We start from the raw sequence: 23,483 nt of genomic DNA, 5'->3' as shown, positions 1-23,483 counted from the left end.
ACCGCCGTCGATTCCGCTGGTTGAGGAAGGCGCGCAGCGCCTGTCTCGAAACCCGGTGAGTCGACGGCCGTGTGTTGACCAACCGCCGTCGATTCCGCTGGTTGAGGAAGGCGCGCAGCGCCTGTCTCGAAACCCGGTGAGTCGACGGCCGTGTGTTGACCAACCGCCGTCGATTCCGCTGGTTGAGGAAGGCGCGCAGCGCCTGTCTCGAAACCCGGTGAGTCGACGGCCGTGTGTTGACCAACCGCCGTCGATTCCGCTGGTTGAGGAAGGCGCGCAGCGCCTGTCTCGAAACCCGGTGAGTCGACGGCCGTGTGTTGACCAACCGGCGAGCCGGTCTCCTACGCTTTCCCCGTGCAGCCGTTCGGTCAGTACCCGCACCCCACCCACACGATCGCTCACATCAGCGACACCCATCTGCTCGCTGGGGGCAACCTCCAGTACGGCGCGGTGGACACCGTGCACCACCTGGGTCTCGCGCTCGAGCGCCTCGGTCGCATCCGCCCGGTGCCCCAGGCACTGGTGTTCACCGGCGACCTCGCCGACCGCGGCGAGCCGGAGGCCTACCGGATGCTGCGCGAGATGGTGGACCCGTTCGCCGACCGCATCGGCGCTCAGGTCGTCTGGTGCATGGGCAACCACGACGACCGGGCCGCCTACGCGCGTGGGCTCTTCGACACCGAGGAGTCACCCGAGGTGCTCGACCAGGTCTACGACATCGACGGGCTGCGCATCGTCTCGCTCGATACCAGCCTGCCCGGCTACCACCACGGCGAGATCAGCGACGAGCAGTACGTCTGGCTGGCCGACGTGCTCGCCGAGCCCGCACGGCACGGCACGTTCCTGGCGATGCATCACCCGCCGATCCCGATCCCGATGCTGCCGGTGGCAGCGATCATCGAGCTCGCGGACCAGGAGCGACTCGCGGACGCCCTCGCCGGCACCGACGTCCGCATGGTCCTCGGGGGGCACTTCCACTACTCGTCCTACAGCACCTTCGCCGGCATCCCGGTCTCGGTGGCGTCGGCGACCTGCTACATCAGCGACATCGCGCCCGACCAGCGGTTCATCTCGGCGGTCGACGCCGAGCAGTCGGTCAACGTGATCCACCTCTACGGCGACCGCGTGGTCACCTCGATCGTGCCGACGCACGACGGGGTCGAGATCAACGGCTACGGCATGGACGTAGCGCCGCTCATCGAGGCGATGAGTCCGGAGGAGCGGCGCGAGACGTTCTCCAAGAAGGAGTCGGACTTCAACCGCCACGAGGACGCGACGAGCGGACCCCAGCTGGCGGACCGGCTTCTCGAGTGACGCTCAGATCCGCACGGCGGTGAACGTGCGGGTCTTCACATTCCTTCCGGTGATCACGACCCTGATGGTCGCCGTGGCGGCCGGCTTCTTGGCGAGCCGCACCTGACCGGTGACCAGGCAACCCTTGACGCCGTTGCGGGTGCGCTTCACAGCAGTCATCTTCTTGGTCACCAGCACCTTGGTGCCGCGCTTGACGGTCACGGTGGCTTGAGCCGGGCAGCCGCGAGCGGGCTTGATCCGCTTGACGAACGCCTTCACCTGCACCCACCGGCCCTTCAGCGTCACCTGCTGGACGACCGGGCAGCCGTTGGCCCGGCCAGGTGCTGCGACGGTCGGGCAGGCATCAGTGGCGTCGCGCACGCCGTCCGCGTCGAGGTCGCGACCGAACAGCTCGCCGCCGAGCAGGGTCGGCTCCGTCAGGCCCGCGGTCTGGCCGGCGGTCTTGCCGTACTCCACGAGGCCGCCCACCCCGAGCTCACCGTCCGGTCCGGATCCCCAGCAGTGAGCTGACCGGTCGTCCCACACCGCGCAGGTGAAGGACCGCCCGCCGCCCACGGCGATCACCCGGTGTCCGCCGGTGTCGACCGCCACGGTCGTCTCGCCGGCGTCGTCACCGATGGACTCGGTGTTGCCCTGGCCCAGCTGGCCGTTTGAGTTGTCGCCCCAGCAGCGCAGCGACCCGTCGTCGAGGATGGCGCATGGGGACTCGTCGCCCGCGCCGAGGGCGACGGCGGTGTGCCCGCCGAGGTTGACGGCCACGGGGTGCTCCCCCGCCTGGTCGCCGATGTCGAGGATGTTGCCCTGGCCCAGCTGGCCGACCCAGTTGCCGCCCCAGCAGCGCACCGTGCCGTCCTCGATGATCACGCAGGTGTGGCCGAGACCGGAGGCGACGGCCTTGGCCTGGTGGCCCTGGAGATCGACGGCGACCGTCGACTCGTCCGGCTCGTCGCCGACGTTGTCGGTGTTGCCCTGACCGAGCTCGCCCTCGAAGTTGTAGCCCCAGCAGCGCACGACCCCGCCCGCCATCAGGGCACAGAAGAAGTTGCCACCCGACGTGAGCGCAACCGCGGCTGTGCCACCGAGGTCGACGGCCACGGTGGTCTCGCCGGGAGCGTCACCGATGGAGTTGATGTTGCCCTGGGCGAGCTTGCCGTAGGAGCCGTCGCCCCAGCAGCGGACGGATCCACCCACCAGGAGGGCACACGTCGCCTTGATACCGGCGACCACGTCGATGGCCTTGGCGCCCCCGAGGTCGACGACCACGGTCTTGGGCTCGATGCTCTCGTCCCCGATGTTCTCGGTGTTGCCCTGCCCGAGCTGGCCCTGGTCGTTCTGTCCCCAGCAACGAACGACGCCGCTCGAGAGCACCACGCAGGAGTGGTTGTCACCCGATGCCGCCGCCACGGCGGTGTCGGCACCGAGCCCGACCGCCACGCTGGACTCACCAGAGTCGTTGCCGATATCGGCGACGTTGCCCTGGGCCAACTGGCCGAACTCGTTGTCCCCCCAGCACCGCAGTCCGCCGGAAGTGGTGATGGCGCAGGAGTGACTCCCACCGGTCGCGAGGGACCCTGCGTCCACGCGGGCCGCGGAGGTCGAGCCCTCCGCTCGATCGGCCGTCGCGGGCACCTCCAGTGCCACGACCGAGAGCGCCACCGCGCCCATCGTTGCCAGCAGTACGACGGCGCGACGGGCCGTCCCCTTCGCCACGCTCACGGGGGACAGTGTGTTGGCAGTGGCTCGCTGTGTCACGCACCCGCTGCGCTGCGTCGCAGCGCGTCGGTGACGACCGCGACAGCAGGTGTCCGGGCCGTGCGAGCCAGCATGAAGACCGTCCGGCCGATGCTCCCCTCGACCAGGTCGCGCACGACGACTCCCGGCGTCCAGTCGCTGGGTGCGTAGCCCAGCACGAGGTCCGGCAGCAAGGCACAGGCGCCCGTCGTACGCACCAGCTCGATGAGGATCAGGAAGTCGTCGGAGGCGTGTCGTAGGTCGGGCTCGAAGCCGCCGAGCTGCCGGCAGATGCGGACCTGCATCTCGCGATGACCCGTACCCGGCTGGCATGCGGCCCACGACTGGCCGGCCAGCTTGGTCAGCGGCACCTTGCGCCGCCGTGCCAGCGGGTGGTCGGCCGGCATCACCAGGCGGACGCGCTCGCGCACGAGGTCGGTGCGGGCCAGGTCGCCGTGCACGGGCCTGGGCTGGTCGTCGTACTCGTCGCCGACGACCACGTCGAGGTGCTGCAGCCTCAGCCCCGGAACCGCCTGCTCGACCTCCTGCTCGCTCGCCTCGACGCGGACGTGAGGGTGCGAGGTGGCCAGGTCGCGCACCGCCGGGGCGACGATGCGCAGGAACGCCGACTGGAACGACGCCACCTTGACCACTTCTGCGACCTGACCGGCGGCCACCTCCGCGACCTCGGCCTCGGCCGCCTCGGCCGCATCGAGGAGGGTCTGCGCGTGCCGGACCAGGACGCGACCGGCATCGGTGAGGCGTACGTTGCGGCCGACGCGCTCGAGCAACGCCGTACCGGCCTCGCGCTCGAGGACCGAGAGCTGTTGCGACACCGCGCTGGTCGTGTAGCCGAGCGCCTCGGCTGCCGCGCTCAGGGTGTTTCGGGCCTCGACCTCGCGGAGGAGGCGCAGTCGGCGCAGGTCCAACATTTGTTCAGTATACCTTCACGAAAGGATCCACTTTCTCGCGATGGACCTGAACAGTGGTGGCTGTGATCCTTGGTGTCGTGGGAGCCATCTACTGCCTGTTGTCAGCTGTCGCCTTCGGGGCGATGGCCGTCTTCGGCAAGCTCGCCTACGACGAAGGCGTGACGGTCGGCGACCTGCTGCTGGTGCGCTTCGGCATCGCCGCGCTGGTGATGCTCGTGATCGTCCGCTGGCGCGGCGGCTTCGCTGGCCTGACCCGGCGGACCGCAGTCGCGGCGTTCGCGATGGGCGCCTTCGGGTACGCCGCCCAATCGGCTTCCTACTTCGCTGCCCTCAACCGCATCGACGCATCGCTGCTGGCCCTGCTCCTCTACTTCTACCCGGTGCTGGTGATGGTGGGTGCCGTCGCGCTGGGCCGCGAGCACTGGTCGGCCCAGCGAGCCGGCGCCCTCTCGCTGGCCCTGGGTGGCATGGCCCTGGTGCTGACCGGCTCGATCACGGGTCGCTTCGACTGGCTGGGCGCCGCGCTGGGACTGACCTCCGCGCTGGTCTACACGGTCTACATCCTCACCGGCGACCGGCTGGTCGCGGGCACGCCACCGCTGCCCCTGACCGCGCTCGTCTGCTGCGGTGCCGCGACGACGTACGCCGTGGCCACCGCGGTGCGCGGTGGCCCGACCTCGCTCGACTCAGGGTTCGCCGCCTGGGGATGGCTGCTGGCCCTCTCGCTGGTGAGCACGGTGGCGGCGATCCTGCTGTTCTTCGCCGGCCTCGCGCGGGTGGGGCCGTCAGTCGCCGCGATCCTGTCCATCATCGAGGCGCTGGTGACCATCTCGCTCGCTGCCCTCGTCTTCGGCGAGACGCTGTCGCCGAGGCAGCTGGTCGGAGGTGCGCTGGTGCTGCTCGCAGTGCTGCTGGTGCAGTTGCCCGGCCGTCGGCCGACCACTCCCCCACTCCCTGGTCGCGTGCCTGTCGAGCAGGTCCCGAGGGTCGCGACCTCGCACGTCGGAGGTACGTCGGACGAGTACACCGTTTTTCGAGAATGTGGCTCAAAACCTGGGGATTGAGCCCTTTTCGGGACTGCGATGTCGGTGGTCGATGATGGGATGGGAGGTATGAACCACCCGGCGCTCTCGGCGATCACGGCGATCCACGCCGCCCTCGACGAGATCTCCGAGATCGAACCCCTGTTCATGACGGTGGCTGAGAAGAAGACGGCGCTGGTCGAGATCGCCCGGGCCCGGGCCCGCGTCGAGGCGCTCGACCTGCAGCTGCTGGCCGCCGGTCGCGACGATGTCGCCGAGGACACCGGGGCCCGGTCCACCGCCGTGTGGGCCGCCGAGCAGACCAGGGAGGCGCATGGCACTCTCCGCAGTCGCGCTCAGCTGGCGGCAGCTCTCCACCAGCGGTGGACCAGACTTGCCGCCGCCCTGGCCGCCGGGCAGGTGAACCTCGCCCAGACCCGCGCCATGGTGGAGTCCCTTGAGGCGTTGCCGGCCAACCTCGGTGACGGACTGGTCGCCAAGGCCGAGGAATTCCTCATCGAGCGGGCCTCCGATCTCGGGCCTCGGGAGCTTCGCCACCTCGGCCGGGGGGTGCTGGCCCACGTGGCCCCCGACATCGCCGACCGCGCCGAGCTGCGCGCCCTGCGCGCCGAGGAGGCCCGCGCCGACGCGGCCACCCGGCTGTCCTTCCACCGCCGCGGTGACGGCACCACCGACCTACACGCCCGGCTGCCCGATCAGGCGGCCAACCGGCTACGCGCCTACGTTCACGCCATCGCCAACCCCCGCCGCACCAGCAACGACGACGACTTCATGGCCCTACCCGTCGACCGTCGACGCGGCATCGCGCTCCAGTCCCTCCTCGAGACCGTGCTGGAGTCCCACCTGCCCGTCCACGGATCCACCGCCACCAGCGTCGTGGTCACCGTCGACTACCAGACCTTGCTCACCGGACTGGGGACCGCGACAACCTCCACGGGCGACACCATCACCGCCGCTCAGGCCCGCCGACTGGCCTGCAGCGCCGGCATCTTGCCAGCCGTGCTCGACGGCCAGGGCGCCATCCTCGACCTCGGCAGGGCAGCGCGGCTCTTCAAGGGATACCAACGCAAGGCCATGGACCTGCGCGACAAGGAGTGCACCACCCGCAACTGCCACATCCCCGCCGCCTTCTGCCACGCCCACCACTGGCGAGAACCCTGGGCGCGAGGCGGCAAGACCAACCTCGCCGACGGCAAGCTTCTCTGCCCATTCCACCACCACCGGGCCCACGACCCCACCTGGGACACCCACCATCACTCCGACGGCTCCACCACCTTCACCCGACGCCAATAGCCCTCGCGCGGCGGGTGAGGTGGTGCGCCGAGGAACGTCACTTCCGCTACGCCGCACTCATGTGCCGAGGACGGGGGCGCCTAGTGGTGCGTCAGATCGCCGCGAACCGTTCACTGCACAAAGCAGTCAGCCGATGTGCTCCATCGCCACCCGCCACACGCCGTCGGCCTCCTTTCGCCACACGAGCAGGCCCCGCACGTTGACCGTCGTCGGCGGACTCTCCGTTGGTCCGCTGACCCAGGACCCCTCTACCCAAACAGCCGCGAGGCTGCCCTGTCCCTCTGTGCGGAGCGGACGAATGGACACGGATGTCAAGGGGCGCATGGATCTGGCCATCGAAAGAAGCGATTCGCGCCCAATAGATGCGTGCTCACCGCCTCCGTCGAAGACCGCGTCGTCGGTGTAGTCGAAGACCCAGGCAGTGGGGTCATCCGCTTCGAGCGCAGTTTCCAGTCGACGCTCAGCAGCGCGGATCTCGGACTCGTCGAAGGTTAGTTGCGGATCCATGGCCACCCACCCAGTCTCCAGGCCTCAGCCCCGCTCTCGGGCGACCGAGCGGCCGCCATCGGCATTGTGGCGTCTGGTGGTGCCGAGCGACAGCCCACTGCCTCTGTCATGGACGATCCGGCGACTCGAACACCGCCTGCGTCTTCCGCCGCTTGCAGGACGCGCTGATCGAGCCGATGAGCGGAGGCCACCTGCACGAGTCAGTCGTTTGGGTCGTTGGCGTCCTGGTCGTCGTGGGGGGTTGGCTCGCCCTTGTTCTTGAGTTGATCGCGCGCGTGCGCCCGACCCCACCCATGCCCGTGTCCGTTGGCACTGGCCGGCCCTGGCGCGGTGCCTGAGTGGTTGGTGCGCCGGTGGGCATCGCCCGGTGGGGCCGGTCTCACGCAGGCGTCCTTTCCGTTGACTGCCTTGCACTTGACCCACGCGTGAACCGCCTTCGAATGCCCACTGCCGCACGCATCGTTCACGCAGTCACCATCGTCGGCGGTGCTCGTTGCCGCAGGCGCAGGCTGCTTGAGGCGCGGCGTTGCCGGGCCTGCAGTGGCGAGAACCTGGCTGCCTACCAGGACCGCTGCGATCAAGGCCGCAACGATGACGCTCGTTAGGCCTGCGGAACGGTTCGTCATGAGGCCATCATGAGCCTCCCACGGACGGCCGGAACATCATGTGGAACGGGTTGTCTAGCCTGCGCAACTCGAAACGCACTCACACACAGCAATCCGGGGGCATCGAGATGTGCGTCTATTCGCCGCGTTGAGGACTCTCTTATCTGTCGGCACCAAACGCCGACATTAGTCGTCGAGATAGTCGTCCAGCGCAAGGATCGCGTCGAGCTGCCATCGCGGAGAAACCTCGTCGATGGAGCCCACAACGTCGTCCAGCGTGACGACGTGCCCTCGGAGCAGGTCGCAGGGCGCCGGCACTGCGATATGGATCTTTGACCCACGTAAGTCTGACCAGTCCTTCTCAAGGAAACGCATCTCGGCGCCTCAATCATTGACTGAAGGGCCTGGCGATCTCGGGCGACCAGGGTGTCGAGGCTCGACCGGAAGTCCTCGGACATCACCCATGTCGGTTCAGGCACGGCCACGGTGTGAGCGACGCCGTGGTCATCTATCCACACGGTAGGACTTTCCCATCTGGAGTCAGATTCACCCTCGCACGCCGCCGTCGCGCGGCGTGTCTATCCGCCGCGCAAGTGTGCAGCGAATGCAGGAGGAAGGGCGAGGTGTGGGGAAGCGACGTGGGCCGCATGCACCGGTGAAACCATAGTGGTGTGGACAGCAGCGAGTTCTTCAGCACAGAGAAGGACACCAGCCCATGGGGAACAAGCGAGACGACGCGGCTTCACATTGAACTGCTCGACCAGATTGCAGCAGCACCGTCCTCGACCTGGTCAGACCTTGAACTCGCGAAGGCTCTGACTGAGCTCACTCACGACGAATATCAAAAGTACGGTACGAACGGCAGCGAACTCGCCAACACCGAGGCGCGCAAGCTGCTCACCACACTGAAGGCAGTTCTGGCGCGTGTCGGGTTGCGCAACGTCGAGTTCGGGTTCAGGGACTTTGAAAGCTTCCGCAGCTACTGGATCCGCAAGGGCGCTTCCGGAGCCGGCGGATGGCAGGCACGTCGCGACCTGCTGACCGACCTGTTCAATCCGATCCACGACCGCCTCGAAGCCTTGGTCACCGGAGGGTCCGGACCAAAGGTGACCGAGGAGGCGCTGTCAGCATTGGACGACCCCGGCGCGATCCGCGATCATCTGGATCGGATCGAGCGCAGCCTTGACGACGACCCCAGACTGGCGGTTGGCTCCGCCAAAGAGCTCGTCGAGTCCACCGCGAAGCTGGTACTGAAACGTTCCGGTGTCGAGTATGGGAAGACCGACGACCTTCCAAGCCTCGTAGCCAAGGCGCATACTGCGCTCGGCATCAACGCCAAACAGGTGGAAGACAGCGCAGAGAACGCCGTCGGTATCCGCACCCTGCTAGGCGCGGTATCCCGGATCGGGGTTGGGATGGCGGAGTTGCGCAATCAGATCGGAACCGGCCACGGGCAGGCCGAGGTGCCCACTTGGGTGACACCCCGTCACGCGCGGCTTGCAGTGGGGTCCGCCCACGTGTGGTGTCAGTTCGTCCTTGAGACCTTGGAACAGCGCTCGTCGTAATATCCGGTCACCTCAGTTCGGTCGACGCCCTCTCGAACCACCCAGGGCGCCTCGCTCGAACGGCTGCGCAGAGCTGGCTGGGGCATGACGCTCCCCGCAGAGGATCCCGACCAGCGGAGTCGGGCCATCCGCACGTGCTTGTTTCAAGCGCGGCGGGCGGTGTCGGACTCTGTTCGAATGGCCGAATCTGCCGCGATGAGTGCGTCACTCCGCATACCGGACGCACCCACATGGCTCCTGAGCAGTCGCACGGTCGAGGCTCCCTGAGGTGGCCGCCGAAGGAGGTGGCAGGTGGGTCCAGCCGCTCTCTGCTGTGAAACCCCGTTGCCGAAGTCGCCACCTGGCGTTCGGCCGTTAGTCCTGCGCTTACCTGCGGCTCGACCTCGATCGGCGATCAGCCCGGATCCTTGCGGGGCCAACACAGGCCCAGCCAGCGACTTCGGGTGACGTCCACCGGTCGCTGCTCCCAGGCTTCAGCCCTCCGGCACCGCCATCAGGAGATCGATGTACTCGGTGGTGGGCGCCGGAGCACCGGGCGGCATGTTGGGAAGGACCACCTTGTCGACCCAGTCCTGGTGAGCTTCGCGAGACTCCCAGACCTCGACGACGCGATACCCGCTGTCCGCTGCGCCACTGATGTGGCTGACGAACCCGGGACGTGTGGCGAGCGCTTCCGCGACGCCGGCGGCGCGCATCGCGTCGATAAACGTGGCGTCAGCGCCCGCCACCTCCGCGATCATGATGACCGACATGTGTCCTCCTACTTATCCAACGGGATTCCGGTTCGCCCAGACCCGGCTGGGGACGGGCGAAGTCCGCTGAGTCGGACTGGCTGCTACAGCCTCGCTCCCGCCGGCCCGCGAGAACATCACTCGATCATGCGATAGCGCATCCCTGCCGACTAGCAGAGCGAAGTCTCCTCGGCCTTGTCGTGGCAGGTTGTCGGCCCTACGGACTAGCCAGCTTTCGGCCAACCGCCGTAGGGAACGGTGAGGATCTCGAGGATGTGACCGTCGGGGTCCAGCCAGTACAGACCGCGGCCGCCGTCGTTGGTGTTGATCTGCTGCGGTCGACTCCGCCCGGGGTCGGCCCAGTAGGGGATGCCACGGGCCATGATCCGCCCGTGGATCTGGTCGAACTCGTGCTCGTCGACAAGGAACGCGTAGTGCTGGGGGTGCACGTTTCCCTCCTCGAGAAAGTCCAGCGAGACCTCGTTCGCCACCTGGACCACTGAGAACGGTCCAAAGCTCGTCGGGGCCGGCAGCCCCAGGATCTCGGACAAGAACGATGCCGAGGCCTGCTTGTCGCGGCAATAGACAATCGTGTGGTTGAGGCTCACCGGCATCCGAACCCTCCTCTGTCGGACCATGCCGCCGCGCGGTCGCGCGTCTCCGCAGACCGGGCTATCGCCCCCGTGACCGTCGGACGGCATTGACCGCGTCCCGTGGAGTGCGGAACCAATCTAGACGTGGGGTGCGAGGCTCGTCCGGAACGTCGGCGTCGACGCTGCCAGACGGTTCGCGCGAGCCCGCTCTCGGAGCGGCCCCGCGTCACACCGCTGCCTTAGCCGCACCTCACGGCGGACAAGTCACTACCACCAATGCGCTGGGAACGGGGCCCATGGGTCCGGGAGCCAAGCGTCCGAGCCCGCCATACGGTTGCGGCATGGCGCACTACGAGCATGTACTCCGAGGTGATGTCGACTCGTTCGTCGCTCACCTCGACAGCACCATCCCCGCAGGGAGCATCAGCGCAAGCCTCGAGGACCGCGCCGACCAGCGGATCGGCGACGCGCGCATGGTGGTGCGGATGTACGAGCGGTACAGCGCCCTGGGCGGCAACCGGGTGAGCCTGTGCATCAGCGTCTTGGCGGTCGGCGACGAGATGTCGGTGTCGGCGATCACCGCCGGCGGGAGCCAAGCGGTGTTCTGGAAGCTCAACACGGTGGGCGAGTCGACGTTCCTGCAGCGTGGTGTGGACGCCATCCTCAGCTTCCCGCGCTGAGTCCAGGTCGCCGGGTCAGGGGCAACCCAGGCGACCCGTGAAGCTCGGGCGCTCACCATGGCTCGAGGGGTTGTCGGTGAAGAACGTCTCGCCGCCGGGCGCTCCGAGGTCGTTGCGCAGCCGCACCTGCACCCAGGTGGGATCGCCCAACGTGCTGTAGGGCAGGCGTAGGCCGACGACGTCGCCGAAGTAGTCGATGGAGTAGCCCACCGACGCCTCCGGCTCCCACTCCCCCTTCACGTCACGGAACATCTGCCCTGCCCAGTGGCCAGACTTGGCCTCGAGGACGTAGCGGAAGGTCCCGTCGGGAGTGCGGACATCGGCGCGGTACCACTGCGTGGCCACGCGACGGAGGTTGTCGAAGGACATGCGGATATTCAGGGCGTGATCGCCGAGGGAGATCCGGGCGCGGAGGACGTCGGCGTCCGGGCGGCTGGCCGGTGTGTAGCCGATCGTGGTGTCGGAGTAGGTCCACACATCACCGCCACCATCGACGAGCACGACCGTCGATGCCACCGAACCCGCTGCACCCTCGGCCGCGGGCAGCGCGACCCCGACGCCTGTGGTGACGGTGGCAGCCAGTGCCGCAGCCATGAACAAGGACTTCACGTTGACCTCCTCAGCGGGCAGCTCGGACGCCCCCATGAGCCTCGGAATCGAGCTTGCCCCTCTCCGAGGCTAAGGAGCGGCCAAGCGTGCGGGTCAGGGTCGAACGTCACCCGGCCGCGGGCAGTTGGTCGAAGCCATTGGTGTGCTCGTCGGGATCGACGGCCGATCGGCGTCATCGGGTCGTGTGCCGCACGATCGCCTCGGTGACGCGGCGCCGTACGGCGGGCGGGGGCCGTTCGTGCCCCATGCCCGGGACGACGATGAGCTGCGCGTCGGCGACCTCGCGCGCCAGCGCCTCACCGTGAGGCGGCGGGAACATCGGGTCGCTGTCCCCGTGGATCACCAGCGTGGGCGCCGCGATGTCAGCCATCGCGAAGCCGTCGCCCTCGTCGTGGCCGTCCTCATCGCCGGCGAGCCAGTGGTTCTTGCAGGCTGCCTCGATGTCGGTCGTACGACCCACGACGTGCTCGACCAGCCGGCGGCTCGTGACCTCGTCGAAGCCTGCCGAGCCGGCGTAGGGACGGTACGACTCGACCAGGAAGGCCACCACTGCCTGGTGGTCGGCCCAGTCGGGTTCGGTCGGTGGGTCCTGGAACGACTGCGCGACCCGTGCCTCCGGCGGCGGCAGGGGTTGGTCGTCGCGTCGCCGACCCGCTGGGCTGGTCGCGATCAGCGTCAGCGTCGCCACCCTCTCCGGGTGACGTGCCGCGACGGCCTGAGCGATCCCGCCGCCCATCGACAACCCCACCAGGTGTGCACGCTCGATGGCGAGCGCGTCGAGCAGACGGGCGACGTCGCGCTGCAGCGAGACGGCCGGGTACGACGGCCGCCCGGCCGGGCTCGTCGTCGACCGCCCAGTGTCGCGATGGTCGTATCGCACGACATGCCGTCCGGCGGCAGCCAGCTCGGCGCACCACTCTGGGTCCCAACCGTCCATCGACTCGGCCGCCCCGGAGATGAGCAGAACTGCCGGGTCGTCTGCGGACCCGAACGACTCCACGCACAGCCTGATGTCTCCCAGGTCGACGAGCTCCTCGGTCATGCACAGGTCGACCGGGCCCGAGCGGTGGACTCATCGCATCCGAGGTGTCGGGTACGCCGGGGACGGCGAGGGTGCGCGCTCGTCTGGCAGCTCCGAGTCCTAGGTGACCTCGCCCGGGGCAGCCTTCCGGATCACCAGGCGCGTCCAGGATCCGACGTAGATCCGGTCGTCGGGGCCGACCTCGTGCTTGACGCCCACCTCGATCGGGGTCTTGGGCAGCGGGTCGACGGCGCCGGCGACGAAGGTGCCGTTGGAGGAGCCGAGGTCCTCGACCCACCAGCGGGTGCCGTCGGTGGTCAGCTGCGCATGGCGGCGGCTGACGCCGTTGTCGGCGCCGCAGTCGACGTCGGGGTGGATGTCGCGGCTCTTGGACGCGCGGCCCACGAGGAGCGAGGTGTTCTTCAGGGGGACGACGATCGGCGGGCCGGCCGAGGGCAGCGGGTCGGGGCTGGACTGCTCGGCGTACCACTCCGGGTCGATCCAGAGCTCGGCCACCCAGGCGTCGCCCTCCAGCGGCGGCGCGATGCTGTCTTGGGGGGCCGCATCACCGGTCGAGTCGCCGGAGGTCGCGGCCGGGGACCCCGTGCGCGGCATGGTGCCGGTGGTGAAGTCGTAGCCGCACGCCTCGCAGAACAGTGCGTCCTTGGCGTTGGCCGTGCCGCAGTTGGGGCACTCCTGGCCAGCGGTCGGTGCGGGGGTCTCGTCGGCCGGTGGCGTGGTCTCGGGCTCCAGGACGGGTACGGCGACGGTGTCGCCAGCCGCAGGCCCAGAGGAAGGCCCAGAGGAAGGCCCAGAGGAAGGCCCAGAAGCCGGCATCGCAGCACCGCACGTGTCGCAGTAGTCGGTGGCGGTGGACTCGTGTCCGTTGGGGCACTTCACTTGCGGACCCGGGTGGTCTTGGTGGAGGCGGTGTCGAGGGCCATCTCGTCGGCCTTCTCGACGCTCTTCTTCAGCCGCACGGTGCCGGCGTCCTCGTCGTCGATGTCGACGACCTTGCGCAGCTTGGAGGTGGCCTCGTCGTTGCCGGTCTCCTTGGCCAGCTGCACGGCCCGGCCGAGCTTGGTCGTGGCCAGCTCCTCGTTGCCGGCGGCCTTGGCGGCCAGCCCCTCCTGGATCGCCTCGGCCAGCTCGGTCTGCCCGGTGTAGTGGGCGACCTGCTGGTCGATGCGGGTGGTCAGCTCGGAGTCGTCGGACCACTTCGCCTTGACCAGTCCCTGCGCCTTGACCTCCTCGCCGATGGCCAGCTGGACGCGGGCAGCGAGCTGCTCCTGGCCGACGTCCTTCGCGGCGAGGCGGATGGCGACGTGGTAGTCGCGGGACTCATCGGCCCAGGCGCCTGTGGGGTAGGCGCCGGTGAGGTCGTTGACGGCCGTACGCCGGCTGGTGAGGTCCTCGACGGTCGGCGAGACCTGCCGCACGAACAGGATCTGCGCGCCCTGCGGCGTCCAGACCCGCAGCTGGGCGTCGGCGACGCCCCGGGCCATCGACTTCTGCATCATGGCCTCGAACTCGGCCGCCATCTGGGCCTCGCTCGGGATGATGTCGACGGTGCCGAGCAGGGCCTGGGCGATGCGCCGGATCTCCTCGACCTTCCAGTCGACGCCGACGCCGCGACAGTCGCACTGGTAGTAGCCGGTGGCGCGCGCGATCGCCTCGTCGAGCACCTGGTCCGGCTCGTTGTTCTCGCCGTCGGTCAGCAGGATCGCGTGCCGCTGGATGACCTGCGGCACGGACGTGAACAGCACGCCTGCCATGTCGAGCCAGGTGGAGATCTCGGTGCCGCCACCCGAGCGCAGCCGCGAGATCGCATCGATGGCCTCGGCCCGGGTGGCATCGCTCATCGGCACCATGGCAGGGCCGGAGTTGACCAACGGGTAGGCCAAGAACGCGGCGCCGTTGCCGGAGATGACGGCGAAGTACGTGCCGTCGACGATCTCGTTGACGGCGGCCTGGGCGGCGTGCTTGGCAGCGGCCATCGCCGACTGCCCCATCGAACCGGACGTGTCGATGATGATGATCTCGCCGGCCGCGCCGGATCCGGTCTGCCCGGCTGTGCCCGCACCGGAGCACTCGATGGTCACGATGGCGTGTACGTCGGTCCCGCCGTCGGGCAGGAACTCGTTCTGGTACACCGCCGCACTGAAGTCAGCCATGGGACTCCCCTCCGTCTGGAGCAGCATTGTTGCCTACGGTCGATGAATCACTGGTCGAGCTTGTCGAGACCTCCTCGACCGGCCGCTGGCCGACCCGCGCCAGCGCCACCGTGATGTTGTCCTGGCCCCCGGACTTGTTGGCGAAGGCGACCAGGTGGGTGGCGATCGCGTGCGGCTCGGACGAGCCCGCGGCCTGCAGCTGTGCCTGCAAGGCGTCGGGCTCCGAGGCGTAGTTCCACAGTCCGTCGGAGCAGGCCAGCAGCCAGCCGGGTCCGGTCACCTCGACCTGGCCGACGCGCGGCACCACGTCGGGGCTGTCCTTGCCCAGCCACTTGGTGATCGAATGCGCCTGCTTGGAGGCCTCGGCCTCGGCGCGGGGCGTGCCGCCCATGATCAGCACCTGGGCCATCGAGTCGTCGACGGTGAGGATCTGCCCGCCGCCCGCGTCGGGCAGCAGGTAGACCCGCGAGTCGCCGATGCCGCAGTAGTGCACCGTCGTGCCCTCGAGCACCGCGGCCACGAACGTGCACGACGGCGGGTTCGGTACGTCGTCGTGCACCGTCTCGAGAACCGCCTTGTTGCCGGCGGCGGCAGCATCGGTGAACACCTTGGTCACCGCTGCCGCGACACTCTCGGGCACGCCGAGACCCTTCGGCAACGGTGGTCGCAGCACGTCGAGCGCCGCCTTGGCGGCGGCCAGCGAGGCGACATCGGAGTCGACGCAGTTGGAGACGCCGTCACAGACGACCAGGACAGCCCGCTCGCCGTCGACGGCCAGCGCCATCGCGTCCTCGTTGCGGGTATGCCGGATGCCCCGGTCGCACACTCCGGCGACCCAGGGGGCCGGCTGCTCCTCGAAGTGGTCACGCGGGCTCGGCGCCTTGGTGCCGCACTGCGTGCAGTAGCCGTCGTCGTCGACCACGCCGCCGCACTGCAGGCACGGTGCGCGGTCGGCCTCCACCGCCGGCCTGTCGCCGGGCCGGACCGTCACGGCGCTGATCGGGCTGACCTCGTCGAGCGGGTTCGCCTCGCTCGCCGTGAGGGTCGGCGTCGCGGCTGGGGCATCAGGAGTCATCGACTTCCCGCACGACTCGCAGAACTTCGATGCTGCCTCGTTCAGCGCTCCGCAGTGCGGGCACGTGGTGGCGGAATCGCTCACGTGAGCGTCCAGTTGCGGACGGCGTTGGCGCGGCCGACCATCAGCACCTGGGTGTCGCGGTCCTGGGCCTCGCGAGCCAGGATCCGGTAGCTCGCTTCCAGCCCGTCTCGCAACGCAGGCTCCTTGGCCTCGTAGCTGCCGATCCGCACAGTCCCGGGTCCCTTGCTGGTGACGACCTCGAGCGCTCGCCCGAGGATCTTGGAGGACAGCTTCGCCCGGTCGTAGGGCTCCAGGCCCGCGCTCTCGACACTGGTCATCGCTGCGGCGAGCCGCATCAGGTCCTCGCCAGAGCCACGCAACAGCACCTCCGCACGGAGCTGTCGCGACTCGCCGTACCCGCGGCTGGTCGGCGGCACCAGGTCGAGGGCCGCGACCGCGCCGTCGGTGTCACCCATCTCGGCGCGGATGCGGGCCATCCCGAACGCCGACGGTGCGACGTAGGCGGCATCGGTCTCGGCGCAGGTGTTGTAGAACTCGGCGGCCACCTGGGAGCGGTCGCCCTTCTCGCACGCGAGTGCCAGGGCCAGCTTGGGCGCCAGCTCACCCGGCACCTGCTTGTAGACGGCGTTGAAGGCCGATGCGGCGTTGTCCCACTTCTCCTGCTGGAGCGCCGCGAGGCCGGAGACCCACAGCGCGCGCCACTCCCACGGGTCGGCCTGCAGCATGGCGCTCGACTGCGCCAGCGCCTCCTCGCCCTGCTGTGCCTCGAGCGCTGCGCGGGCCCGCCAGATGCGCACCTCGGCCGTGTCCTCGGGCGCCTTCTTCAGCTGCTCGAGGCGCTCCTCGGGCGAGACCGGGGCAAGGCTGGTGAGCCAGGCGTACTGCGCGTCGCTGGTGTCCTCCCGCAGGGCGGGCAGCTGGTCCCAGTCGAGCGCCACCGTCGTCACGGCAGGGGTCTCGAACAGCTGGGAGGCGGCCGAGGTCAGCGCGGTCCCGGCCTTCTGCTTGGCGACCACCTCGCGCAGCACGCCGAGCAGCTGGACGCGCAGCTCGTCGGCCGACTGGAAGCGGTCGGCCGGGTCGGCCGCACAGCACTTGGCGACCAGGCAGTAGAGAGAGTCGTTGTCGCGGAACAGCGCAGTGGTCTCGGGGTCGGGCAGGGACGAGAGGTACGTCGACTGGTAGCCCTTGAACTCCATGCACAAGACCACGAGGGTCCGGCCGATCGTGTAGATGTCGGAGGCGACCGTGGGCCCGACCGTGGCGACCTCGGGGGCCTGGTAGCCGACCGTGCCGTAGATCGCCGACTCCTGGTCGTCGACGTGGCGCACACCACCGAGGTCGATCAGCTTGAGGGCGTCGCCGACCTGGATCAGGTTGTCGGGCTTGAAGTCGCAGTAGACCAGGCCGAGGTCGTGGAGGTATTGGAAGGCGGGCAGGATCTCGAGGATGTAGGCCAGGGCGACGTCGACGGGCAACGGGTCGTAGGCACCGCCGTTGTCGCGCATCCGCTCCTTGAGCACCTGCTTGAGCGACCGGCCGCCGACGTACTCCATGACGATGTAGCCCGCGTTGTCGTGGGTCACGAAGTTGTAGATCTCGACGATCAGCGGGTGCTCGACCTGCGCCAGGAAGCGCTGCTCGGCGATCGCTGCCGCCAGCGCGTCGGCGTCGCCGGAGTTGAGCAGGCCCTTGAGCACCACCCAGCGGTCGGAGACGTTCTTGTCGCGCGCGAGGTAGATCCAGCCCAGGCCACCGTGGGCCAGGCAGCCGGCGACCTCGTACTGCCCGGCGACCAGGTCGCCGGGGTGCAGCTTGGGCGTGAAGGAGAACTCCTGGCCGCAGGCCGGGCAGAACCCCTCGGTGCGGCCCGGACGCCCGTCCTTGCTGCGGCCGACGGGTCCGCCGCACTTGGCGCAGGTGCGCTTGTCCTCGGGGACCTGCGGGTCCTTCATGACGACCTTGGCGGGGTCGACGAGCGGGATCGGCGCGATGGTCGTCAGGCCGGCCCCGAGCCGGGCCGAGCGCAGCCGCTGGGAGCCCGAGCGGACCCGGTGGGTCGCCCCGGTGCCAGTCGCCCGCTGCGAGCCGATGGCCGCCGACTCCAGGCGGAACGAGCCGGTCGCGACGCTCGCGGCGTCGCCGGCCGGGGTGTCGCCGGACGGGGTGTCGCCGGACGGGGAGGCGACGACAGGCGCCCCGGCGGGAGTGCCGCAGACGTCGCAGTACCCGTCGACGATGGTGCCCGTGCAGCCGGGCTGCTGGCACTTCGTGCCGTCCTGGACCGCGGCGGCTGGTGGGGTCGTCGGCGTCGTCGCCCTGCTCGCTGGTGCCGACGTCGTGGTGGAGCCCGCGGCCGGCGGCATGCCGCAGACGTCGCAGTAGCCGTCGACGACGGTGCCGGTGCACCCGGGCTGCTGACACTTCATCGGCGAGCCTCCTTGGAGGAGCGGGACTGGTCACGGGCTGGGTCACGGGCTGGGTCACGGGCTTGGGAGTACGTCGCCCACGCGGCGTACGCGTCGACCAGCGCGGTGGCGACGGCAACTGGACAGGGTCTGCGGGCGAGCACCTCGCGGGCGGTCGACTCCGCCTGGGCGAGGTCGGGGTCGTGATCGCGCTGGGCGGTCGCCTTGAGGACGAGCCCGTCGAGCCGGGCGACCAGGTCGTCGTGGGCAGCGAGAGCCGCGGCGTACGACGCGTGGGCGAGGTTCATCGCGTCGGCGACGCGCCCGAGACGGGTGCGGTAGGTCGCCAGCTCGGACGCCGAGTCGGGCACGGGCCCGAGCGCCTCGACGTCGGGCACGGCGTACTTGGGAGCCGGGTCGACGGCCTCCACGCAGCGTGCGGCCAGCTGCTCGAGGGCTGCGGAGCGGGCCAGCAGGTCCTCGCGCAGCTCGGCGGCGGCGGCGGCTCGGTCGCGGTTGTCGCGCCGCTCGGCGCCGCCGACGATCAGGTCGCGCTCGAACCGCGCGGTGTCGTTCTCGAGCGGGCCGAGCAGGCCGCCGACGTCGCCGCCGCGCTGGAGTCGCTCGGTGACGTCGGTGATGCGGGCCGCGAGGTCGTCCCAGGTGGACTGCGCCTTCGGCCGGCTCGAGTCGGGCTCGAGCGACACCTGGTCGCGCAGCCGGTCGAGACCGGCCCGGAGGTCCTTGACGCGCGCCGCGTTGGCGTCGGCGGCGGGGTCGAGGGCCAGGCGTTGTCTCAGCTGCCCGGCCAGTGCGTCGGAGAGCCGGCACGCCTCCGGGAGCGAGACGGCCAGCGCGCCACTCGTCGTACCGGGGGCCGTCACCGACTCCCGCGCGCTCGTGGCCAGGACCGCCGGGTCGAGCGTCGCGTCGAGCCGTCCGTGGATGAGCGTCGAGAGCCGCTCGCGCTCGGGCTCCAGCACGCGACCGCCGTCCCAGACCGCCATCAGCAGCTGCAGCCGGTCGGACACCGCCTTCCACAGCGCCATCGAGAGCGTCATGTCGTCGGTGAGGTCGTCCTTGCCCACGAGAGTGCCACGGCTCGACAACGCGGCCGCATCGAGCTCGTCGAGCTCGTCCTTGCGGTAGCGCACCCAGGAGTCGAGGTCGGTGAGGTAGGTCTGCATCGCCATCACCTCGACCGCCTGGCCGAGCCTCCCCGGCGCCTCCGGCGCGTGCACGGGCATCTAGGGAGTCCGTCCGTACTGCGGCTGGGGCTGGCCGGAGGACTTGCCGAGGGTGGGTTGCAGCCACGTGGCGTAGGACGCGTCCCAGGCGCCGTCGGTGCGCATCTGCTCGAGCACGCCGTTGACGAAGCGGACCATGTCGACCTGGTCGGCAGGCACGCCGATGCCGTAGGGCTCCTCGGTGAACGCCGCCTCATCGAGCACCACGGCGTAGGGGTCCTGCGAGGCGAGGCCGGCGAGCACCGTGTCGTCCCCGGTGATGGCGTCGACCTGACCCTCCTGCAGGAGCACCAGGCAGCCGGTGTGGTTGTCGGCGCCGACGGGCTCGGCGTCGGGAGCGAGCCGGATCAGGTTGTCCATGCTGGAGGTGCCGAGAGGTGCACAGACCTTGTGCCCGGCCAGGGAGTCCAGCCCGGTGATGTCCGAGCCCTTGCGCACCAGGATCTTCTGGCCGGCCAGGTAGTACTCGGCGGAGAAGGCGATCGACTTCCAGCGCTCGCAGGTGATGGTCATGTTGCGCGCGACGATGTCGACCTCGTGCTTCTGGAGTACGTCGAGTCGCTGGGCCGCCGTGATCACGCGCAGCTGGTAGCGGTCAGGGTCGCCGAAGATCGCCTTGGCGATCTGCCTGACGAAGTCGATGTCGAAGCCCTCGACCTCGCCCGTGACCGGGTTGCGGGCGCCCAGCAGGTAGGTGTCGGCCGATACGCCGGCGATCAGGCGGCCCCGCTGGCGGATCGCGGCCATCGTCGAGCCGCTCGGGATGGCGAGAGGGTCGGCGGCGTCGGGCGCGTAGGACAGCAGCCGGTTGGCGCAGTCCTGCGCGGCCGGCGCCGCGCCACCGGTGACCTCGGCAGGCGCCGGTGGGCTCGGCACGTACGTGTCGTCGACGCCGCACGCAGCCAGGGCGAGGACGGCGAGGAGACCTACGAGGAGGCGCTTCATGCGTACTCCTTGAGCCGCTGGTTGATGCCGGACGCCGCGAAGAACGCACCCCCGAGGCCGGCCAGCAGTGCCAGCGCGGCGAGGACGAGCAGCACCGTGTTGCCGGTGGTCAAGGTGTCGGTCGTGACCGCACCCGAGCGGCTCAGTGCGTCCTGCAGCTGCCGGTCGAACTGGGCGAAGGTGTCGGACGAGGACCCGGTCTCGCTGCTGGTGGCCGCTGCGACCGCGTCGTCCCACTGCCCGCCCATGTCGAGGTCGACGATCTCCTGGTGCTGGGACTCATAGGTCGACCAGGCGCCCTGCAGGCCACTGAGGCCCGGCTCCAGCAGGGCCTGGTCGACGGTGGCGGCGGCCGCGACCCAGGCGTCCTCGAAGGCCTGCCCCGAGCCGCGTGCGATCAGTCGCAGGCTCTCGTTGGCCTTGGCGTCGTTGGCAGCCGTGCGAGCAGTGGCGCCGTCGACGACCGCCTGGAACTCCCCAGCGTCGAGGTCGTCGTTCTGGTTCTGCTGGCCGTTGACCACGAAGGCCGCGACCACACCGACGAGGCCGACCGCCACGAGCGCGAGGAACAGGCCGGGGTTGACGCGCCGGTGGAAGTGGCGGCCAACCCAGCGGTTGACCAGCCAGAGCAGGGCGACGCCCACCAGGGCCGGCAAGAAGACGTACCAGGGATGGTGGGCTCCCATCGCGTCGCGGGTGCGCGTGGAGTTGGCATTGACGAGCTCGTCGACGATCGGCAGCGCGGTCGACCGCAGCTCGCTGCTGGCCTTGCGCAAGTAGGCCCCGCCGACCGGCAGGCCCTGTCGGTTGTTGGCCCGGGCCAGCTCCATGTTGCCGGCGTAGTCGAGGACCGCGCTGCTCAGCGCGTTGAGAGCAGCCCGGTCGGCAGGCTGGGCGTCGGCCGCGTCGGTGATGGAGCGGACCGTCTGGTCGATCGCGTCGTCGTACGCCGCGCGCTGCTCGGCGGGCTCGAGACCACCGATCAAGAAGGCGTTGGTCGCCAGCGCGTCTGCCCGCAGCAGGCTGGTCTTGATGCCCTGGACCCGGATCAGCTGCTCGGTGTCGGCGGCGGCCGTGCGGTTGGCCTGCCACGACAAGGCGAGCTGGAGGGCGGTGATGGCGGCGAAGACCAGGCAGATGGCCACCGCTGCGAGCCGCAGCCGGTTGAGGGTGGTGGGCACGCGCGCGGCGAGCAGGCGAGCGCCCTCGTCCTCGCGAGAGGAGCCGAGGGTGGCGAACGCCCCTGATGGCGCCGAAACCACTGGCGCGCGGGCCGGCGTGCCGACCGACGCCTTGGTCGGCGGTGGAGCCGGGGCTCCCTGGGTCGCCTGGCTCATGACGAGGCCTCCTCGGCGGGTGGCTGGGCGGGTGGCTGGGCGGGTGGCTGGGCGGGCACGGGAGTCTCGGGGCCGATCACCAGCGGTCCCTCGGTCGGGCCGGTGAGCACCTCGGCCACGGAGTCGTCGACGGCGGTGTAGACGAGGTCCTCGGGAGCCAGCGTCCGCAGCTCGGTGACGGTCGGCTCAGCGATGTCACGCAACCGCCACGCGTGCTGACCGATCGCAGCCTCCAAGACGTTGCGCGAGTAGCGACCGTTGCCGAACGTCGGGCCGCGCCGGATGCCCTTGAGCATCTCGCGAAACCGCGTCTCGACCGCGTCCGTGACGTCGTAGTCGGCGGCCTCGGCGAGCACCCGGAAGATGCCGACGAGCTCGTCGTCGCTGTAGTCGGCGAACTCGATGGTGGTGCGGAACCGGCTGGCCAGGCCGGGGTTCTGGGCGATGAAGAACGCCATCGGCTCGGGGTACCCGGCCACGATCACCACGAGGTCCTCGCGGCGGTCCTCCATCTCCTTGACGAGGGTGTCGACGGCCTCGGTGCCGTACTGGTCGCCGGCCAGGCTGTAGGCCTCGTCGATAAACAGCACACCGCCGACCGCCGCCTTCACGACGTCGGCGGTCTTCATCGCGGTCTGGCCGAGGTAGCCGGCCACCAGCTCGGAGCGGTCGACCTCCACGAGCTGACCCTTGGTCAGCAGGCCCAGTGCGCGGTAGATGCCGGCGACGAGCCGCGCGACGGTCGTCTTGCCGGTGCCCGGGTTGCCGACGAAGACCAGGTGCCGGGTGAGTGGCGGCACCTTGAGCCCTGCCTCCTTGCGCTTGGCCTCGATCTCGAGCACCGCCACCTGCCGGTGCACCTCGCCCTTGACCGCCTCGAGCCCGACCAGCGCATCGAGCTCGGCGAGCAGCTCCTCGAGCGTCTTGGGAGGAGGCTCGGGAGCGGCGGGCGGCGCCGTCTGGGTGGGCTGGCCAGAGCTGCCCGAAACCTCCGAGGGGTCCGGTGCCGGCGGTGGTGCGGGTGCCTGTGGCGGCGCTCCCCCGCCTCCGCCGACCATCTTGGTGAGGGCGTCGCGAACGGCGTTGAGCTGCTCGGTGACGGCCTTGCCTGACTCGGTCGCGATGCGCAGCATCTCCTCCTCGGTGAGCCGGTGACCCGGCTCGCTGAGCACCGGCGTCAGGTCTGCGCCGGCAGGCGGCGTCGGCGAGGGGCGTACGGCGGCGAGCTGGGCCGCGGCAGCGGTCGAGGCATTGCCCATCACCCGGGGGGTGGGCTGGCCGAGCGTCGCCGCGGCCGTCGCGACCTCGCTGAGTGCGGTGGCGTAGGCCAGCGCCTGCGGGCTGCGTGCCAGCGCCAACGCCGACAGCGACGGGGTCGGGCCGGAGCGGTAGCGCCGTCCGCGCGAGGCGGCGTCGAAGAACTCCTCCGCGCCGCGCGGGTCACCGTTGGGCCCGCCGCTGTGACCGCCTGTCTGGGCAGCCCAGTCCACGTGGGCGCCCACGGCGGCCTCCGCGACCGTGGCCGCGAGCGCCTCGCCCTCGCGGCGCGCCACGTCGCGGTCGACGCCGGCTGCGGCCGCGACCTCAGCCAGGGCGGCGAGGGCGACCGCGAGGGAGGAGCCCCCCGCAGATGTGTCAGGCATCGTGGC

General features: G+C 69.9%; 20 protein-coding genes. 5 read left to right on the top strand and 15 right to left on the bottom strand.

Translation table 11 applies throughout. The features are described from left to right. Positions 1–354: 354 nt before the first annotated feature. On the top strand, positions 355–1,314 hold the full coding sequence (locus ISU10_RS18820) for a phosphodiesterase (protein WP_194697973.1): 960 nt from the start codon (positions 355–357) through the stop codon (positions 1,312–1,314). A gap of 3 nt (positions 1,315–1,317) precedes the next feature. On the opposite strand, the gene ISU10_RS18815 is transcribed toward ISU10_RS18820, so the two are convergent. Together ISU10_RS18815 and ISU10_RS18810 are read right to left on the bottom strand one after the other, a co-directional pair. After that, complete coding sequence (locus ISU10_RS18815; protein WP_194697972.1) at positions 1,318–3,030, bottom strand: RCC1 domain-containing protein; 1,713 nt, start codon at positions 3,028–3,030, stop codon at positions 1,318–1,320. A gap of 32 nt (positions 3,031–3,062) precedes the next feature. Continuing rightward, positions 3,063–3,977 (bottom strand): LysR family transcriptional regulator, encoded by a 915-nt coding sequence (locus tag ISU10_RS18810; RefSeq protein WP_194697971.1) that lies wholly within the window; start codon positions 3,975–3,977, stop codon positions 3,063–3,065. Positions 3,978–4,054: 77 nt separating this feature from the next. Here ISU10_RS18810 and ISU10_RS24225 point away from each other — a divergent pair, with 77 nt between their 5' ends. Next, on the top strand, positions 4,055–5,041 hold the full coding sequence (locus ISU10_RS24225; RefSeq protein WP_194697970.1) for a DMT family transporter: 987 nt from the start codon (positions 4,055–4,057) through the stop codon (positions 5,039–5,041). A gap of 48 nt (positions 5,042–5,089) precedes the next feature. Further along, complete coding sequence (locus ISU10_RS18800) at positions 5,090–6,313, top strand: HNH endonuclease signature motif containing protein (RefSeq protein ID WP_194697969.1); 1,224 nt, start codon at positions 5,090–5,092, stop codon at positions 6,311–6,313. Positions 6,314–6,439: 126 nt separating this feature from the next. On the opposite strand, the gene ISU10_RS18795 is transcribed toward ISU10_RS18800, so the two are convergent. Beyond that, entirely contained in the window at positions 6,440–6,820 is a 381-nt protein-coding gene (locus tag ISU10_RS18795) for a YybH family protein (RefSeq protein WP_228501335.1), read from the bottom strand. Positions 6,821–8,096: 1,276 nt separating this feature from the next. Here ISU10_RS18795 and ISU10_RS23290 point away from each other — a divergent pair. Then, the gene (locus tag ISU10_RS23290; protein ID WP_194697967.1) at positions 8,097–8,990 is read left to right on the top strand and encodes an abortive infection family protein; all 894 of its coding nucleotides are present in this window, start codon (positions 8,097–8,099) and stop codon (positions 8,988–8,990) included. A 473-nt stretch (positions 8,991–9,463) separates the two neighbouring features. Here ISU10_RS23290 and ISU10_RS18785 read toward each other — a convergent pair whose 3' ends face one another. Further along, complete coding sequence (locus ISU10_RS18785; protein ID WP_194697966.1) at positions 9,464–9,742, bottom strand: antibiotic biosynthesis monooxygenase family protein; 279 nt, start codon at positions 9,740–9,742, stop codon at positions 9,464–9,466. A 203-nt stretch (positions 9,743–9,945) separates the two neighbouring features. Next, complete coding sequence (locus ISU10_RS18780) at positions 9,946–10,335, bottom strand: VOC family protein (RefSeq protein ID WP_194697965.1); 390 nt, start codon at positions 10,333–10,335, stop codon at positions 9,946–9,948. Between the two features lie 320 nt (positions 10,336–10,655). Here ISU10_RS18780 and ISU10_RS18775 point away from each other — a divergent pair, with 320 nt between their 5' ends. After that, entirely contained in the window at positions 10,656–10,994 is a 339-nt protein-coding gene (locus ISU10_RS18775; RefSeq protein ID WP_194697964.1) for a DUF6054 family protein, read from the top strand. 15 nt (positions 10,995–11,009) lie between these two features. On the opposite strand, the gene ISU10_RS18770 is transcribed toward ISU10_RS18775, so the two are convergent. From ISU10_RS18770 to ISU10_RS18725, 10 genes are all read right to left on the bottom strand, one after another. Further along, positions 11,010–11,603: a hypothetical protein gene (locus ISU10_RS18770; protein WP_194697963.1), complete on the bottom strand. Its 594-nt coding sequence runs from the start codon at positions 11,601–11,603 to the stop codon at positions 11,010–11,012. A gap of 172 nt (positions 11,604–11,775) precedes the next feature. Continuing rightward, on the bottom strand, positions 11,776–12,645 hold the full coding sequence (locus ISU10_RS18765) for an alpha/beta fold hydrolase (protein WP_194697962.1): 870 nt from the start codon (positions 12,643–12,645) through the stop codon (positions 11,776–11,778). A 99-nt stretch (positions 12,646–12,744) separates the two neighbouring features. Continuing rightward, positions 12,745–13,524: an FHA domain-containing protein gene (locus tag ISU10_RS24220; RefSeq protein ID WP_370865680.1), complete on the bottom strand. Its 780-nt coding sequence runs from the start codon at positions 13,522–13,524 to the stop codon at positions 12,745–12,747. Then, on the bottom strand, positions 13,521–14,798 hold the full coding sequence (locus tag ISU10_RS18755) for a vWA domain-containing protein (RefSeq protein ID WP_194697961.1): 1,278 nt from the start codon (positions 14,796–14,798) through the stop codon (positions 13,521–13,523). The genes ISU10_RS24220 and ISU10_RS18755 overlap by 4 nt, the downstream gene beginning before the upstream one ends. Beyond that, the gene (locus tag ISU10_RS18750; RefSeq protein WP_370865678.1) at positions 14,791–15,957 is read right to left on the bottom strand and encodes a protein phosphatase 2C domain-containing protein; all 1,167 of its coding nucleotides are present in this window, start codon (positions 15,955–15,957) and stop codon (positions 14,791–14,793) included. The genes ISU10_RS18755 and ISU10_RS18750 overlap by 8 nt, the downstream gene beginning before the upstream one ends. Continuing rightward, the gene (locus ISU10_RS18745; RefSeq protein ID WP_194697960.1) at positions 15,954–18,326 is read right to left on the bottom strand and encodes a serine/threonine-protein kinase; all 2,373 of its coding nucleotides are present in this window, start codon (positions 18,324–18,326) and stop codon (positions 15,954–15,956) included. The genes ISU10_RS18750 and ISU10_RS18745 overlap by 4 nt, the downstream gene beginning before the upstream one ends. Then, complete coding sequence (locus tag ISU10_RS18740) at positions 18,323–19,552, bottom strand: hypothetical protein (protein ID WP_194697959.1); 1,230 nt, start codon at positions 19,550–19,552, stop codon at positions 18,323–18,325. Before ISU10_RS18740 ends, ISU10_RS18745 begins: the two co-directional genes overlap by 4 nt. Continuing rightward, positions 19,553–20,497, bottom strand: a complete 945-nt coding sequence (locus ISU10_RS18735) for a glutamate ABC transporter substrate-binding protein (protein ID WP_194697958.1) — start codon at positions 20,495–20,497, stop codon at positions 19,553–19,555. Continuing rightward, on the bottom strand, positions 20,494–21,834 hold the full coding sequence (locus ISU10_RS18730; RefSeq protein WP_194697957.1) for a GlnX family signal transduction membrane protein: 1,341 nt from the start codon (positions 21,832–21,834) through the stop codon (positions 20,494–20,496). The genes ISU10_RS18735 and ISU10_RS18730 overlap by 4 nt, the downstream gene beginning before the upstream one ends. After that, positions 21,831–23,477, bottom strand: a complete 1,647-nt coding sequence (locus ISU10_RS18725) for an AAA family ATPase (protein WP_194697956.1) — start codon at positions 23,475–23,477, stop codon at positions 21,831–21,833. Before ISU10_RS18725 ends, ISU10_RS18730 begins: the two co-directional genes overlap by 4 nt. Positions 23,478–23,483: the final 6 nt, after the last annotated feature.

It is taken from the genome of Nocardioides agariphilus, from assembly GCF_015352445.1.
Lineage (GTDB): Bacteria > Actinomycetota > Actinomycetes > Propionibacteriales > Nocardioidaceae > Nocardioides > Nocardioides agariphilus.
Note: the sequence above shows the minus strand (reverse complement) of the source record. Positions and strands in the feature narration are given on the sequence as shown.